At 61.0% G+C, this 14,018-nt stretch carries 14 protein-coding genes; 12 read left to right on the top strand and 2 right to left on the bottom strand.

The window, feature by feature from the left end:
• Positions 1-25: 25 nt before the first annotated feature.
• Entirely contained in the window at positions 26-1,042 is a 1,017-nt protein-coding gene (locus AB1805_06495; protein ID MEW5745067.1) for a DUF1566 domain-containing protein, read from the bottom strand.
• A gap of 142 nt (positions 1,043-1,184) precedes the next feature.
• Here AB1805_06495 and AB1805_06490 point away from each other — a divergent pair, with 142 nt between their 5' ends.
• The 6 genes from AB1805_06490 to malQ all read left to right on the top strand — a co-directional run bounded on the left by AB1805_06490 (position 1,185) and on the right by malQ (position 7,524).
• On the top strand, positions 1,185-1,415 hold the full coding sequence (locus AB1805_06490) for an SHOCT domain-containing protein (protein MEW5745066.1): 231 nt from the start codon (positions 1,185-1,187) through the stop codon (positions 1,413-1,415).
• A 97-nt stretch (positions 1,416-1,512) separates the two neighbouring features.
• A complete protein-coding gene (locus tag AB1805_06485; protein MEW5745065.1) occupies positions 1,513-3,492 on the top strand; it encodes a copper-translocating P-type ATPase in 1,980 nt (659 codons plus the stop codon).
• Between the two features lie 59 nt (positions 3,493-3,551).
• The gene (locus AB1805_06480) at positions 3,552-3,767 is read left to right on the top strand and encodes a DUF1059 domain-containing protein (GenBank protein ID MEW5745064.1); all 216 of its coding nucleotides are present in this window, start codon (positions 3,552-3,554) and stop codon (positions 3,765-3,767) included.
• Positions 3,768-3,824: 57 nt separating this feature from the next.
• Positions 3,825-4,076 carry a bacteriophage holin gene (locus AB1805_06475; protein MEW5745063.1) on the top strand — a complete coding sequence of 84 codons (252 nt, stop codon included), beginning with the start codon at positions 3,825-3,827 and terminating at the stop codon, positions 4,074-4,076.
• Between the two features lie 530 nt (positions 4,077-4,606).
• Positions 4,607-5,014 (top strand): hypothetical protein, encoded by a 408-nt coding sequence (locus AB1805_06470; protein ID MEW5745062.1) that lies wholly within the window; start codon positions 4,607-4,609, stop codon positions 5,012-5,014.
• 245 nt (positions 5,015-5,259) lie between these two features.
• The gene (malQ, locus tag AB1805_06465; GenBank protein ID MEW5745061.1) at positions 5,260-7,524 is read left to right on the top strand and encodes a 4-alpha-glucanotransferase; all 2,265 of its coding nucleotides are present in this window, start codon (positions 5,260-5,262) and stop codon (positions 7,522-7,524) included.
• Between the two features lie 7 nt (positions 7,525-7,531).
• Here the strand turns inward: malQ and AB1805_06460 are convergent, their stop codons facing one another.
• A complete protein-coding gene (locus tag AB1805_06460) occupies positions 7,532-8,332 on the bottom strand; it encodes a lysophospholipid acyltransferase family protein (GenBank protein MEW5745060.1) in 801 nt (266 codons plus the stop codon).
• A gap of 108 nt (positions 8,333-8,440) precedes the next feature.
• On the opposite strand from AB1805_06460, the gene AB1805_06455 reads away from it, so the two are divergent.
• The 6 genes from AB1805_06455 to pstB all read left to right on the top strand — a co-directional run bounded on the left by AB1805_06455 (position 8,441) and on the right by pstB (position 13,981).
• Positions 8,441-9,064, top strand: a complete 624-nt coding sequence (locus tag AB1805_06455) for a DUF47 family protein (protein MEW5745059.1) — start codon at positions 8,441-8,443, stop codon at positions 9,062-9,064.
• The gene (locus AB1805_06450) at positions 9,057-10,037 is read left to right on the top strand and encodes an inorganic phosphate transporter (GenBank protein ID MEW5745058.1); all 981 of its coding nucleotides are present in this window, start codon (positions 9,057-9,059) and stop codon (positions 10,035-10,037) included. The genes AB1805_06455 and AB1805_06450 overlap by 8 nt, the downstream gene beginning before the upstream one ends.
• Before the next feature lie 290 nt (positions 10,038-10,327).
• Positions 10,328-11,338 carry a phosphate ABC transporter substrate-binding protein PstS gene (pstS, locus tag AB1805_06445; GenBank protein ID MEW5745057.1) on the top strand — a complete coding sequence of 337 codons (1,011 nt, stop codon included), beginning with the start codon at positions 10,328-10,330 and terminating at the stop codon, positions 11,336-11,338.
• Between the two features lie 110 nt (positions 11,339-11,448).
• Positions 11,449-12,384 (top strand): phosphate ABC transporter permease subunit PstC, encoded by a 936-nt coding sequence (gene pstC, locus AB1805_06440; protein MEW5745056.1) that lies wholly within the window; start codon positions 11,449-11,451, stop codon positions 12,382-12,384.
• Positions 12,381-13,220 (top strand): phosphate ABC transporter permease PstA, encoded by an 840-nt coding sequence (gene pstA / locus AB1805_06435; protein ID MEW5745055.1) that lies wholly within the window; start codon positions 12,381-12,383, stop codon positions 13,218-13,220. The genes pstC and pstA overlap by 4 nt, the downstream gene beginning before the upstream one ends.
• The gene (gene pstB / locus AB1805_06430; protein MEW5745054.1) at positions 13,217-13,981 is read left to right on the top strand and encodes a phosphate ABC transporter ATP-binding protein PstB; all 765 of its coding nucleotides are present in this window, start codon (positions 13,217-13,219) and stop codon (positions 13,979-13,981) included. Before pstA ends, pstB begins: the two co-directional genes overlap by 4 nt.
• Positions 13,982-14,018: the final 37 nt, after the last annotated feature.

Below are 14,018 nucleotides of genomic sequence, written 5' to 3'. Positions count from 1 at the left end.
CGGCTCCCTGCCAAGAGCATCCCTGTCAATCAACGGCGCCGCACACTGCCCACACGGAGAAATGAGCGCCCCGCTTCTGGCCGACACCGACAGCGCCCTTGTCGAGATAGAGGGCCCATGCCCAGTCAGGCTCGAACATGCTCGTGGTCGATGACCAGTACGCCTCCTTGACCTCGGCGAACGGATGGCCGTCCGGTAATGCGGGATGATGCGTACTGCAATCCACCAGCGATTCGAGCTCATTGATGTTCGGCAATCGCCAGGCGGTACTTCCCCCTGAGCTCCGGTTGAGCTCCTCCACCGCTTCGAGCGCGTCGCTCCATGTCTCGTGCCTGCCGGTCAGGTCCGCCGTTCTCATCCAGCATAGATTGGTAAGACGGTCGATCACCCCGTCCCCGGCGGTCTCGAACCGGGGCTCGGGCCATGCGAGCCCTGCACGGAGCTCTCCATCCTGGCCCGAGCCTGCACACGGGATGAGGCGGCCGGACGCGTCGTAACACTGCACCTGGCCGGTACGGGGCAAAAGATCGTATCCTTCGCCGCGCACGGGCCAGAGCAGGAAGAACTGCTCCTTGTTCCCGTAAAACATACGTGCACCTTCCGTATGAACATACCAGGCATACGCGGTATTGATCGCTGCGGTGGTCGAGGTCCAGTACCATCCCGAAAAAATGTTCCTGAAGGGATGCGCTTCCGGCAGGGCGGGTTTCCTGGTCTGGTGGCTCATGAGGCTCCTGAGCTCGCGGCGGTTGGGGAGCCGCCAGTCGGTGAAGCCGAGCGCTTTTTCACGGTTCATATCGGCGATGAGGTCCAGCGCCTCCTGCCAGGTCAGAGGGAGCTCGGCAGGGTTGGCGTCCTCTGTCCACACCAGGCCGGTGAGGCGGTCTGAAACCACGCCGTCCTTCTGTTCGAATCTCGGGGCCGGCCATGGTACGCCTCTCTTGAATTCCGCATCCTGCCCGCTGCCTGTACAGGGAACCGGGCAGCCGAGCGTATCGTGGCACGTCACCTGGCCTGTTTGCAGATAAGCACGGGCGTTCATTGCGATATCTTATCACAGCCGGGAATGAGCGCAACGGGTCCGCGTGAGCAGCGCCGCTGCATCCCTCACCTATCCCGGCTTCTGTCCCGCTCTTTCGATGTCGCGGATTCCATGGTATCCTTGGGGTAGGGAGGTGAGGACTATGCATTGGGGCTGGAATTACCACGGATGGGGGTGGGGCATGGGCCTGCTCATGGTGGTCTTCTGGATACTGGTCATCATCGGGATCGTCTACCTCGTGAAAGCGGTCGCCGGCACGGGACGGGGGAGAGGGCTCGAGGATGAGACGCCGCTCGATATCCTCAAGAAACGGTACGCGAAAGGCGAGATAAGCAAAGAGGAGTTCGAAGAGAAGAAGAAGGATATCCGGTAAGGCGTCCATGGGACACGGAACACATACGGGACATCGGCAGGGCGCAGCCGAAGAGGGGGGGCACGAAGGGCACGCGACGCCTGCGGAGCACCGCGGGATGGCGCATGATGAGCATAAAGGCCATGGCGACCATCACGCCCACATGGTCGAGGACTTCAGGAAGCGCTTCCGGATATCGCTGATCATCACCATTCCCATCCTCGCCCTCTCGCCGATGATACACCACTTTCTGGGGCTCGGCGAGAGCCTGCGGTTTCCCGGCGATATGTACGTCCTCTTTGTCCTTTCCTCGTTCGTCTTCTTTTACGGCGGCTATCCGTTCCTGAGGGGGCTCGTCGACGAGGCGAAGGAGAGGAAGCCGGGCATGATGACCCTCGTCGCCGTGGCGATCTCGGCGGCGTACGTCTATAGCAGCGCCATCGTCTTCGGGCTGCCCGGGATGGACTTTTTCTGGGAGCTCGCCACCCTCGTCGATATCATGCTCCTCGGCCACTGGCTCGAGATGCGGTCGGTCATGGGCGCTTCGCGCGCGCTCGAGGAGCTTGCGCGGCTCATGCCTTCGGAGGCGCACAAGCTCATGCCCGGCGGCGGGACGCAGGACGTGCCGCTCGCCACGCTCGCAGCAGGCGACAGGGTGCTGGTGAAGCCCGGCGAGAAGGTCCCCGCGGACGGCGATGTGGTCGAGGGAGAGTCCTCGGTGAACGAGGCGATGCTCACCGGCGAATCGAAGCCGGTGCACAAGAAGGCGGGCGGCAAGGTGATCGGCGGCGCGATCAACGGCGAGGGGTCGCTCGTGGTCGAGGTGCGGAAGACCGGGAGCGATTCGTTCCTCTCGCAGGTGATGGAGCTGGTGCGGCAGGCGCAGGAGAGCAAGTCGAGGACGCAGGACCTGGCGAACCGCGCCGCCTTCTGGCTGACGATCATCGCCCTCGGCGGAGGAGCGGTGACGCTCGGCGCATGGGTGGGCATCATGAACAGGGATCTCGCCTTCTCTCTCGAACGGACCGTGACGGTGATGGTGATCGCCTGTCCCCATGCCCTCGGGCTCGCCGTGCCGCTGGTGGTCGCGGTCTCGACCGCGCTCTCGGCCTCGAACGGGCTCCTGATACGGGACCGGGCCGCCTTCGAACGGGGAAGAAACATACAGGCGATCATCTTCGATAAGACCGGCACGCTCACGGAAGGGAGGTTCGGCGTCACCGACCTGCTCGTCCTTTCGGGTGATATCGGCGAAAGAGAGCTCGCGAAGTATGCGGCGTCGATCGAGGCGCATTCGGAGCATCCCCTCGCCAAGGGCATCGTCTCGTCGTTCCCGGAGACGTACCCGGTCGAGGGGTTCAGGGCGATCCCCGGCAAGGGCGCCGAGGGGAGGGCGAACGGCAGGGATATCAAGGTCGTGAGCCCGGGATACCTGCGGCTGCAGGGCATGGCGGTTGCCGATGAGCGCATCGAGCGGCTTTCCTCGCAGGGCAAGACCGTCATCTTCGTGGTCGTCGACGGCAGCGTGAAGGGCGCTATCGCCCTCGCCGACATCATCAGGCCCGAGTCCGGGAAAGCGGTCTCGCTGCTGAAGGATATGGGGATACGCTGCATCATGCTCACCGGCGACAACCGGCTGGTCGCGAAATGGGTGGCGGAAGAGACCGGTCTCGACGAGTATTTCGCCGAGGTGCTCCCCCAGGACAAGGCCGCGAAGGTGAAGGAGGTGCAGTCGCGGGGGCTGGTGGTCGCGATGACCGGCGACGGGGTCAACGACGCCCCGGCGCTCGCGCAGGCCGATGTCGGCATCGCGATCGGCGCGGGCACCGATGTGGCGGTCGAGACCGCCGACATCATATTGGTGAGGAGCAATCCTCTCGATGTGGTGGCGATAATCGGTCTGGCCCGCGCCACCTACCGGAAGATGGTCCAGAACCTCGCCTGGGCCACAGGGTACAACGCCTTTGCCATTCCGCTTGCGGCAGGGGTGCTCTACAACTACGGCATCCTGCTCAGCCCTGCCCTGGGCGCAGTACTCATGTCGTTGAGCACCATCATCGTCGCGATCAACGCGAGGTTTTTGAAGCTCAAGCGATAGCGTCTGCAGAAGTGCGGACAATCACCCAACCCCTTACACCGTTCATGAGGAGGTGTGCTATGGCGGAAACCAGCACGAAGGGGAGAACGAGGCTGCTCCGGTGCAGGGATGCCGGTATGATGGGGCCTTTTTGCGACTACATTGCTGAAGGTGAAACCGATGAAGAGGTGCTGCGACTTGCCCGTATCCACGCCAAGACCCATAACGAGCGGGAAATCACGGAAGAAGAGCTCAAAGGCTGGAGAACGAAGATAAGCGATAAAGAACAGGGTTGATACCCGCGGGCAGACGCACGTTGTGCTCCGGTTCATTCGCAGCGGCGAGGGGGAGGTATGCGCTTCAAACCTGTTGCATTAGGCGTGAGTCTCGGTATTGTATGGGGAGGCGTGCTGTTCATAACGACCTGGATATCCTATTTCACCGGGTACGGAACCCTGTTCCTCCAGGTGATGGGAGGCTCGATCTACCCGGGGTATAGCATCTCCCCTGCCGGCAGCATTATAGGGCTGCTCTACGGCTTTATCGATATGCTCGTCTTCGGCGCTCTCTTCGGGTGGATTTACAACAAGGTCGCCCGGGTATAGGCCTCTCCTCTGATGGAGAAATTGCTTCCAACTTATCGTATAATTACTTAAAGCGTCTGAACGGAATGAGCAGGGGGAGTCGGACGAGGCACAGTATGCTCGCTCATTCTCGGTCGATACGACCTCCGAGGCACCAGCTCGGAATCGAGTCGTACCGACCCGCTCCGCAGTCCATTGCTCCGCTCGGGCTGCTGATACCGCTCCACATACTATGCCTCGTCCGACTCCAAAGCTGCTTATTTTGTCAGGGGCTTTTAAAACCAAACACGGAGGAATATCCTATGAAACGTCTCGTTCTCGTTGCAGTACTTTCCCTTGTGATGACCGCCGCAGCAGGGGCACAGACCGCTGCCGATACGCCGGCTGCGGGAGCGCAGCATCAGCATGGCCAGGCAGGCGCCGCAGCCGGCGGAGACCAGCAGGCTGGCGGCCAAATGGGGGGCCAAATGGGCGGCCAAATGGGGGGCCAAATGGGGGGCCAAATGGGGGGCCAAATGGGGGGCCAAATGGGGGGCCAAATGGGGGGCCAAATGGGGGGAATGAAGTGCGGCCCGATGGGCGGCGGCATGGGCGGTATGATGGGCGGTGGCGGCATGATGGGTCAAATGGGCGGTGGCATGATGGGCCATATGGGAATGATGGGCCAGATGCACGGCACGGCGATGATGGATATGATGCATATGATGAAGGACATGATGGAGATACAGGAGCGCATGCTGACCGGGGTCCCGGACGCCGAAAAGAAGAGGCTCCTCAAGGAGCTCTCGACAATGAGAGAGCGCCTCGACACGATGATGGCCGGAATGCATAGCATGGGCGGCATGCAGCACGGCGCCGCGCCCCAGACCGACCAGAAGCCGGAACAGAAAAAGGACGCGCCGAAGAAGGATGCCCAGAAGAAAGAGGCACCCCGGAAAGCCGAGGAGCATAAGCACTGATCTAAGAGTGTCTCGCAGAATGAGCAGGGGGAGTCAGACAAGGCACAGTATGTTCGCTCATTCTCGGACGGCATCCAGCCGTCCTCCGAGGTACCAGCCCGCTTCGTCATCCATGACTTCGCCCGGGCTGCTGATACCGCTCTCATACTATGCCTCGTCCGACTCCATGCTGGTTCATTATTGCTATGAGCTCTAAGCTATTCACGATCATTATCGGCATACTCCCCGGCCATTGAGAGGCATGCATGCAATCGTATGAGGCGTTGATCGATGAACTGGCGGCGGTGTGCGATATCATCCCCGAGTACTGGGATGCCTTCGGCACGAGGCATGTCGCTTCCCTCGAGACGAAGAGGGCGATCCTCGGCGCGATGGGAATGGATATCAGCTCTCCCGGGAGCCTTGCCGGGGAGATCGGGAAGGTAAAAGGGCGACCGTGGAACCTCTTTGTCGAGCCGGTCACGGTTATCTCGGTCAATGAGCAGCCGTTTGCCCTCCCCGTTTATATCCCTGTGGCCGAGGGAGAGGAACGCCGCGTGACGCTGTCGTGGTCGGTAGCGGACGAGGCGGGCAGGAGGGAGGAGTTCGTCCTGCCGGGCGAGGCGCTCACTGTTGCCGGCCAGCACTGGATCGACGGTGTCCGGTATATAAAGGTCTTCATAAGGGATGCCGCCCCCCGTGCTATCGGCTACTATTTCCTCTCGGTCGCCTGCGCCCATCCCGAGCCCGTGTTCCCCGGCGAAAGCACTGTTCTCCAGAAGCCGACCCGCATCATTGTAGCCCCGGACCGCTGCTATCTTCCCCCTGCGCTGGAGGAGGGCAAGACCTGGGGGCTCTATGCCAACCTTTACGCGGTCCGTTCCGGGCGGCAGTGGGGGATCGGTGATTTTGCGGATCTCAAGGAGCTCCTGAGGGCCGTTGCCGGTGCGGGCGGCGGTTTTGTGGGGATCAACCCGCTCCACGCCATCCCCAACAAGAGGCCTTACGGCACCAGCCCCTATTCTCCCATCAGCCGTCTGTACAAGAATTTCATCTACCTCGATATGGACAGCATCCCCGACGTGGCCGAGTCGGAGGAAGCGCAGGTGATTCTCCGCTCGGAGGTCTTCACCAGGGAGCTTCAGGAGCTGAAGAGCGCGGCGCTCATCGATTACCAGAAGATCGCCTTTATAAAGAGGACCATCCTCACGTATGCCTTCGAACAGTTTTACGGGCAGCACTACCTGAAGAATACCGAACGGGGCAGGGCGTTCAAGCAGTATGTCAAGGACGAAGACCGGCCCCTCGAGGCCTATGCCGTTTTCCAGGCGCTCTGGGAGCATATGAATACGCGGCTGAGGGTTTACGAATGGCAGGACTGGCCTCCCGAGTACCATAATCCCGACAGCAGCGCAGTGCGGGATTTCAGGAATGAGAACGGCCGGGAGGTGCTCTTCTACCAGTACATCCAGTGGCTCATCGATCTCCAGCACCGCGAAACGGCCGCACTCGCCGCATCCCTCGGCATGACGGTAGGGATTTACCACGACCTCGCTATCGGTTCGATAGGCGGGGGGAGCAACGGCTGGAGCTACCAGAACCTCATCGCCGGACCGATCGATGTCGGCGCTCCCCCGGACGAATTCAACGCCAGCGGACAGAACTGGAATTTCCCGCCCATAATCCCTGAGCGGCTGCGCGAGACGGGTTATGAATTCTTTACGGACATCATTCGGAAGAACATAACGTATAACGGCGCCCTCAGGATCGATCACGCCCTCGGCATGTTCAGGCTCTTCTGGATCCCCCGGGGCAGGCCTCCCCTGGAAGGAGCGTACGTGGCGTATCCGGTGGAAGACCTGTTGCGCATCATCGCGCTCGAGAGCGTCAGGAACAGGGCGGTGATCGTCGCCGAGGACCTCGGCACTGTGGGAGAGAATGTTCACAAGATGCTCCTGAGGTTCCGCATGCTTTCGTACCGCCTGCTCTACTTCGAGCGCACCTATCCCGACCCCTCGTTCGTGCGTCCCGGGGCATACCCCGAGATCGCCCTCTGCGCCGTCACCACCCACGACCTGCCGACCCTGTACGGGTACTGGGCCGGCCGTGATATCGAGGTGAAGAAAGAGCTCAGCCTCTTCACGGGCGACGAGCAGTACCGGCGGTATGTACAGGACCGCGAGAGGGACAAGGGCCTCCTGCTGCAGGCCCTTGCTGCGGAAGGGCTCCTGCCCGAAGGACTTTCCACGGACCCCGCAGCGGTGCCGCATATGACGGACGATCTCTGCCGGGCCATATACCGCTATCTTGCCCGCACCCCCTGCAAACTGCTGGCGGTCAGCCTCGATGACTTCATCGGGACGCTGAACCAGCAGAACATGCCGGGGACCACCGGCGAGTATCCCAACTGGATGCAGAGGACGCCCTTCACCATCGAACAGATCGCCCCGGACGGACATCTCGCCTCCTTTGCGGAGGCCTTCAGGGAGAACGGAAGGGGATACCGCCGCACGGCAACCCTGCCGTCGTAATGCGTACCTATGCGGAATCCCGCAGGAGAAGGTACCCGGCCCTGACCGCAGCTTCGGCCCGGGAGGCCAACTCCTTTCTTTCCTGGAAGCTGCTGGCCCGAATGCGAGGGGAGAGCGGCGGGCTGAAGTGGACGCGCGCGTCGATGCTCCGTATCCCGACAAGATTCCAGAAATGGGGGAGCAGGGGCATTTCCCCGTACCAGGCGATCGGGTCTTTCGCCTCCGCGGTCACCGGCTGTCCGTTGATCCGCGCATACAGGAGGCTCACCGGGAGCACCGGGACCGGCATTTCCGCCGGCACATGAAAAAAGGTGCTCTTGAACTCCCGGATCGTCTTCCCGTCGTTCGTCGTCCCTTCAGGGAAGATGATGACGCTGACGCCGCTCGCGATGCGGCTCTTTACTTCCCCGATCGCCGGGAGCGACGAGGCCTTTGACTGCCGTTCGACGAACACGGTCCCGGCAAGCCGCGCCAGCCAGCCGGCTACAGGCCACGAACCGACCTCGCTCTTCGAGACGAATACCGCGGGCATGATGCTGCCGATGACGAGAATATCGAGGTAGCTGCAGTGGTTGCTCGCCAGAAAGTAGACCGCATCCCGATCAAAGGCGCCGGTTGCCGTTACCCGTATACCGAGGAGTAGGCAGCCGATCCGGGCCCACCACCGCATGCAGCGCGAAGCGATTCTCAATCTCCTCTCCTTTGCCGCAAAAGGGAGGATGCTTACCGACGCGCCGAGCGCGAGGAAGGCGAGCTGCAGAAGGAGCAGCAGGGCTATTCTCTGTAATTTGAGCACCATCACCGTCATGACGATCGAAAAGTCACCTTGAACTATACCATGCCCGGCAGAGCCGGGTCAGCAGCAGGGTTATTTGACATCTCGCCCGGGCTTTTTATATGCTATCAGCCGGCTGCCATGATCAGAAAATTATTCCCTAAAGAAATAGATTTCTTCGAGCTCTTCGACAGGGCTGCGGCGAATATCGCGAGGGGAGCCTCGCTCCTCGTCGAGCTCATGGAGAACTTCGACAGGCTCGAGGAGCTCTCAAAGGAGATCTACGAGGTCGAGCAGGAAGGCGATATGCTGACGCATGATATCATGAAGAAGCTCAACAAGACCTTCATCACCCCTATCGACCGGGAGGACCTCCATTCCCTCGCCTCACGGCTGGACGATGTCATCGACCTCATCTGGAGCGCCGTCGACAGGATGAACGTCTTCAGGATCAGGGAGAGCACCCCGGAAGCGGCCTCGATGGCCAAGGACCTCCTCGCCATTACCGAGGTCATCCACAGGACCATACGGAAGCTCAAGGAGAAGAACTATTCCCATGTGCAGGAGTTCTGCATCGAGATCAACAGGCTCGAAAACAGGATCGACAGGGATTTCAGGGATGCGCTGGGGAAGCTCTTCGACGAGGTGAAAGATCCCGTCCTGATCATAAAGTGGAAAGAGATCTACGAGCACCTGGAGGACGCCTCGGACCGCTGTGAGGATGTCGCGAATATCCTGGAAGCCATAGTCCTCAAGCATGCATGAAATAGTCATCTTCACCGTTGTGCTCGCCGTCCTCTTCGATATCAGCAACGGCTGGAATGATTCCGCCAACGCCATCGCCACGGTCGTCTCCACCCGTATGCTGACCCCCGTCCAGGCGGTCCTGCTCGCTGCGACCATGAACATCATCGGCGCCTTCCTGACGACCGCCGTGGCAAAGACGATCGGCAAGGGCGTCGTCGATCCCAAAGCGGTGACGGAGGTGGTCGTCGCCTCGGCGCTCTTCGCGGGGTTCGCATGGAATGCGGCCATGACCTGGCTCGGCCTGCCGGTCAGCGCATCGCATGCCCTGATCGGGGGGCTGATCGGCGCCGCCGTATCCTACGGAGGGGTGAGCATACTCAATATCTCGGGGATAGTGAAGATATTCGCGGCGCTGATCACGTCGCCCCTCATGGGAATTCTCTTCGGGTTCGCCTTCATGAAGCTCATTCTCAGGTGGTTCGGTACGCTCCCTGCCGGCGCGATCAACCAGTATTTCGGGAGGCTGCAGATACTCTCTTCGGCGTTCATGGCCCTCAGCCACGGCTCGAACGACGCCCAGAAGGTCATGGGGATCATAACCCTGTCCCTGGTGAGCGGCGGCTACCTGCAGTCCGTGGAGGTGCCGTTCTGGGTCGTCCTCATCTGTGCTCTGGCGATGGGGCTCGGCACAGCGCTCGGGGGATGGAAGGTCATCAAGACGATGGGGATGAACATGCTCAAGCTCGAGCCCATCCACGGCTTCGCAGCAGAGGCGTCGGCTACGGCGATCATCCTCGGCGCGAGCCAGATGGGACTTCCGGTGAGCACGACCCATGTGATCTCCACTTCCATTATGGGAGTGGGTGCAACGAAACGGCTCTCCGCAGTGCGCTGGGGGGTCGCCGGAAAGATCCTGCTCGCCTGGATCTTTACCCTGCCCGCCTGTGCCGTCTTTGCGTGGGCCCTCTGCAAAGCGGCTCTTTCCCTGTAAGCCTCCTCCTGTCGCCGTCGCCGCACCTGTAACCTTACCGTAACGTCCCTTTAATAATGCCGTAACGCCGCCCCCGTATAATTATAAGATACGGAGCGCTCTGGCTGCTCCGGAGCGCCTGCCGGGCAATCGGCCTGTTCCGATTGGATGCGAGGGAATTGCGCGGCCGGGGTACGGACACTATAATTGAGGGAGGCAGGCATGTAACAGAAATGTAACACTGACGTAACGATGGTGTAACGGGCTGCATACTATGCTAACCGCACGCGAGTCGAACGCAAGGAGGGACCATGAGAGCAGTGGCAGGAATCATCGCAGCGCTGATCGTCGCAGCGACGTTCTCGATAGCACAGGCAGAAGACATACTGAACGGGGCAGGGGCGTCGTTCCCCGCGCCGCTGTACCAGGCGTGGGCCTATGAATACAACAAGGCTACCGGCGCGAAGCTCAACTACCAATCGATCGGCTCGGGAGGAGGAGTCCGCCAGATCGCCGGCAGGACCGTGGATTTCGGCGCATCGGATGACCCGATGACGCCCGAAGAGCTCAAAAAAGACAGGCTGCTCCAATTCCCGGCGGTCATCGGCGGCGTCGTCCCGGTTGTCAATATCCCCAAGGTAAAAGCGGGCGAGCTGCGGCTCGATGCAGCGTCGCTCTGCAGGATATTCCTCGGGGAGATAAAGCACTGGGACGATCCCGCGATCAAAGCGCTGAACCCGAAGCTCGCGCTGCCGCACACCGAAATCACCGTCGTCCACCGGTCGGACGGTTCGGGGACCACCGCGATCTTCACCAACTACCTGAGCGAGACCTGCCCTGCATGGAAGGCGAAGGTCGGCGAAGGCAAGGCGGTGAAGTGGCCTGTCGGCATCGGCGGCAAGGGTAACGAAGGGGTAGCGAATTACGTGAAGAGGACGCAGAGCTCGATCGGCTATGTCGAGTTCGCCTATGCAAAACAGAACAAGCTGAACCACGCCCAGCTGAAGAACCGGGCGGGCAGCTTTGTCGAGCCGGGCTTCGACAGCTTCGAAGATGCGGCTGATTCCGGGGATTTCGATCCGAAGAAGGACTTCCATACGTGGCTCAACAATACTCCCGGGAAGACCGCCTGGCCCATAGCAGGGGCGACGTTCATCCTCCTGGCGAAGGACAAGAGCGAGGCGAACCGGAAGACCGTTAGATTTTTCGATTGGGCGTTCAAGAACGGCGACGCGACGGCGAAGAACCTTACCTACGTCCCGCTCCCCCAAAAACTCAAGGACAAGGTGCGCGCCTACTGGAAGGCGAACAACCTTTATTGATCCGTTCGGAGTGAAAGAGAGGGCCGGGCAGGCGGTGTCTCCCGGTCCTCGAGCCTGCCCCTCCCGAGAGACGGCAGTGCACAGCTGCGTAAGGAGTGTACCGAGTGCCGATACTGCAGAAAAAGAACCCGGTCGATTTCGCGTTCTCTCTCATCACCGCTCTTGCGTCGCTGACGGTGATCGTGCTGATCGGCGGGATCTTCGTGGTGCTGTGGCAGGAGTCTTCCCTCTCGATCCGGAAGTTCGGCGTTATCGACTTCCTCCTCTCTACCGACTGGAACCCGGTGACCGAATCGTTCGGCGCCGCGACCGCGATATACGGAACGGCCGTCACCACTCTTCTCGCGCTCCTCATGGCCATACCCGCCGCCATAGGGATCGCGATATTCGTCACCGAGATCGCCCCTGATTTCCTGAAAGGGCCGATCGGGATCGCCATAGAGCTCCTGGCCGCGATCCCGAGCATCATTTACGGCATGTGGGGGCTCTTTACCCTCGCCCCGATCATGGCGAACTATATCGAGCCGGCGCTCCAGAAGAGCATCGGCGCGCTCCCCGGGGTCGGCATCCTCTTCCAGGGGACCCCTATGGGCATCGACCTCTTCACGGCGAGCGTCATCCTGAGCATCATGATCATTCCCTTTACCGCCAGCATAGCGAGAGACTCGTTCACCCTGACGCCCTCCGTGGTCAAGGAGTCGGCCTACGCGATCGGCGCTACGAAGTGGGAGGTGGTGAAGAACGTCGTCCTCCCCTATTCGAAGCTGGGCGTCTTCGGCGGGGTCGCCCTCTCCCTGGGGAGGGCGCTCGGCGAGACCATGGCCGTAGCGTTCGTGCTGGGGAACAACCACCAGATAACGACCTCGCTGTTCGACGCTGCCGCGACGATCACCGTGACGCTCGCCAACGAGTTCACCGAGGCGGATACCGATGTGTATCTCTCCTCGCTCTTCTATCTCGCCCTGGTGCTCTTCGCGCTGAGCTTCATCGTCCTCGCCGTAGCGAAATTCTTCCTCCTCAAGGCGGAACGGAGATATTCCCGATGAACGTGGAGAAGAGGAGAAAAGTCGAGAGCTTCATCGCCCTCTCCCTGAGCACGCTCGCCGCGGTGTTCGGGCTCTTCTGGCTCGTCTTCATCCTCAGCGACGTGCTCGTCCACGGCATCGGCGCGCTGCATCCCGGGCTCTTCACGAACGATCCGGCGCCGCCGGGGATAAGCGGCGGGGGACTGCGGAACGCCTTCGTCGGGCAGCTGCTGATCACGATCTCCGCGACCGTGATCGGCGTTCCCGTCGGCGTCCTCGGCGGGACGTTCCTTGCGGAATATGCGCGGGGTACGAAGCTCGCGCGGGTGACGAGCATACTCTCGGATATCATGGTGAGCGTCCCTTCCATCGTCATCGGAACGTTCATTTACGCGGTGCTCGTGAAGCCCCTCGGCCATTTCAGCGGCTGGGCGGGAGCGGTAGCGCTGGCCGTGATCATGATCCCCGTTGTGCTGAGGACTACCGAGGATATGCTCTCCCTCGTGCCCTGGACGCTCCGCGAAGCCGCCTTCGCACTCGGCGCTCCGTACTACAAGGTCATCGTTCAGGTAGTCTACCGTGGGGCGGCGACCGGCATATTCACGGGCATTCTCCTGTCGATCGCGCGGGTCGCCGGCGAGACGGCCCCCCTGCTCTTCACCTCGTTCAACAACCAGTTTTTCACGACGGACATGAGCGGCCCCGTCGCCTCGCTGACGGTCAGCATCTTTCAATACGCAATGGGCCCCTACGACGAGTGGCACCAGCAGGCCTGGGCAGCGGCATTCATGATCACGGTGGTCATCCTCGTCATCACCATCCTGGGGAGACTTCTTATCAAGTGGAGGTACAAATAGTGGCGGATGTGGAGCTGGAGGCCAGGAACCTCGATTTCTATTATGCCGGGAACGTTCACGCCCTCAAAAAGATCAACTTCGGCGCCTTCAAGAACAGCGTCACCGCGCTGATCGGCCCCTCGGGCTGCGGCAAGACGACGCTGCTGCGGTGCTTCAACCGCATGCACGATCTCTACCCCAAGAACCGGTACGAGGGGGAGATCCTCTTCGAAGGCAGGAATATCCTGGGCGGCGATATCGATCTCATAAAGCTGCGCAGCACGATCGGCATGGTCTTCCAGAAGCCGACGCCTTTTCCCATGACCATCTTCGACAATATCTCGTACGGGCTGCGGCTGAAGGGCATAAAGAGGCGTTCGGACCTCTCCGAACGGGTCGAGCGGGCGCTGAAGGATGCGGCGCTCTGGGGCGAGGTGAAAGACAAGCTGAACGTCAGCGCCTACGATCTTTCGGGAGGCCAGCAGCAGCGCCTCGTCATCGCCCGGGCCCTGGCGGTCGAGCCGCATGTGCTGCTTTTCGATGAGCCGACCTCGGCGCTCGACCCCATATCGACCGGCAAGATCGAGGAGCTGCTGGTGGAGCTCAAGAAAAATGTTACTATACTCATAGTGACGCACAACATGCAGCAGGCGGCGCGCATTTCGGACTGGACGGGCTTCATGATGCTGGGCGAGCTGATCGAGTTCGACAGGACCGACAAGATCTTCACGGCTCCCTCCGAGAAGCTTACGGAGGATTACGTAACGGGGAGGTTCGGCTGATGTCTGTCTTCGATACCGAGTTGATGCAGCTCAAGGG

The organism is Nitrospirota bacterium (genome assembly GCA_040752355.1).
Classification (GTDB): domain Bacteria; phylum Nitrospirota; class Thermodesulfovibrionia; order Thermodesulfovibrionales; family Dissulfurispiraceae; genus JBFMCP01.
This window is presented reverse-complemented; position numbering and strand designations above follow the sequence as displayed.

Excerpts from the sequence above, each read along its gene's own strand:
- AB1805_06495 (MEW5745067.1), bottom strand. The coding sequence starts at position 1,042 with ATGAACGCCCGTGCTTATCTGCAAACAGGCCAGGTGACGTGCCACGAT.
- AB1805_06485 (MEW5745065.1), top strand. The coding sequence starts at position 1,513 with ATGGCGCATGATGAGCATAAAGGCCATGGCGACCATCACGCCCACATG.
- AB1805_06470 (MEW5745062.1), top strand. The coding sequence starts at position 4,607 with ATGGGGGGAATGAAGTGCGGCCCGATGGGCGGCGGCATGGGCGGTATG.
- AB1805_06455 (MEW5745059.1), top strand. The coding sequence starts at position 8,441 with ATGATCAGAAAATTATTCCCTAAAGAAATAGATTTCTTCGAGCTCTTC.
- AB1805_06450 (MEW5745058.1), top strand. The coding sequence starts at position 9,057 with ATGCATGAAATAGTCATCTTCACCGTTGTGCTCGCCGTCCTCTTCGAT.
- AB1805_06460 (MEW5745060.1), bottom strand. The coding sequence starts at position 8,332 with ATGACGGTGATGGTGCTCAAATTACAGAGAATAGCCCTGCTGCTCCTT.
- AB1805_06475 (MEW5745063.1), top strand. The coding sequence starts at position 3,825 with ATGCGCTTCAAACCTGTTGCATTAGGCGTGAGTCTCGGTATTGTATGG.
- AB1805_06490 (MEW5745066.1), top strand. The coding sequence starts at position 1,185 with ATGCATTGGGGCTGGAATTACCACGGATGGGGGTGGGGCATGGGCCTG.
- malQ (MEW5745061.1), top strand. The coding sequence starts at position 5,260 with ATGCAATCGTATGAGGCGTTGATCGATGAACTGGCGGCGGTGTGCGAT.
- AB1805_06480 (MEW5745064.1), top strand. The coding sequence starts at position 3,552 with ATGGCGGAAACCAGCACGAAGGGGAGAACGAGGCTGCTCCGGTGCAGG.
- pstA (MEW5745055.1), top strand. The coding sequence starts at position 12,381 with ATGAACGTGGAGAAGAGGAGAAAAGTCGAGAGCTTCATCGCCCTCTCC.
- pstS (MEW5745057.1), top strand. The coding sequence starts at position 10,328 with ATGAGAGCAGTGGCAGGAATCATCGCAGCGCTGATCGTCGCAGCGACG.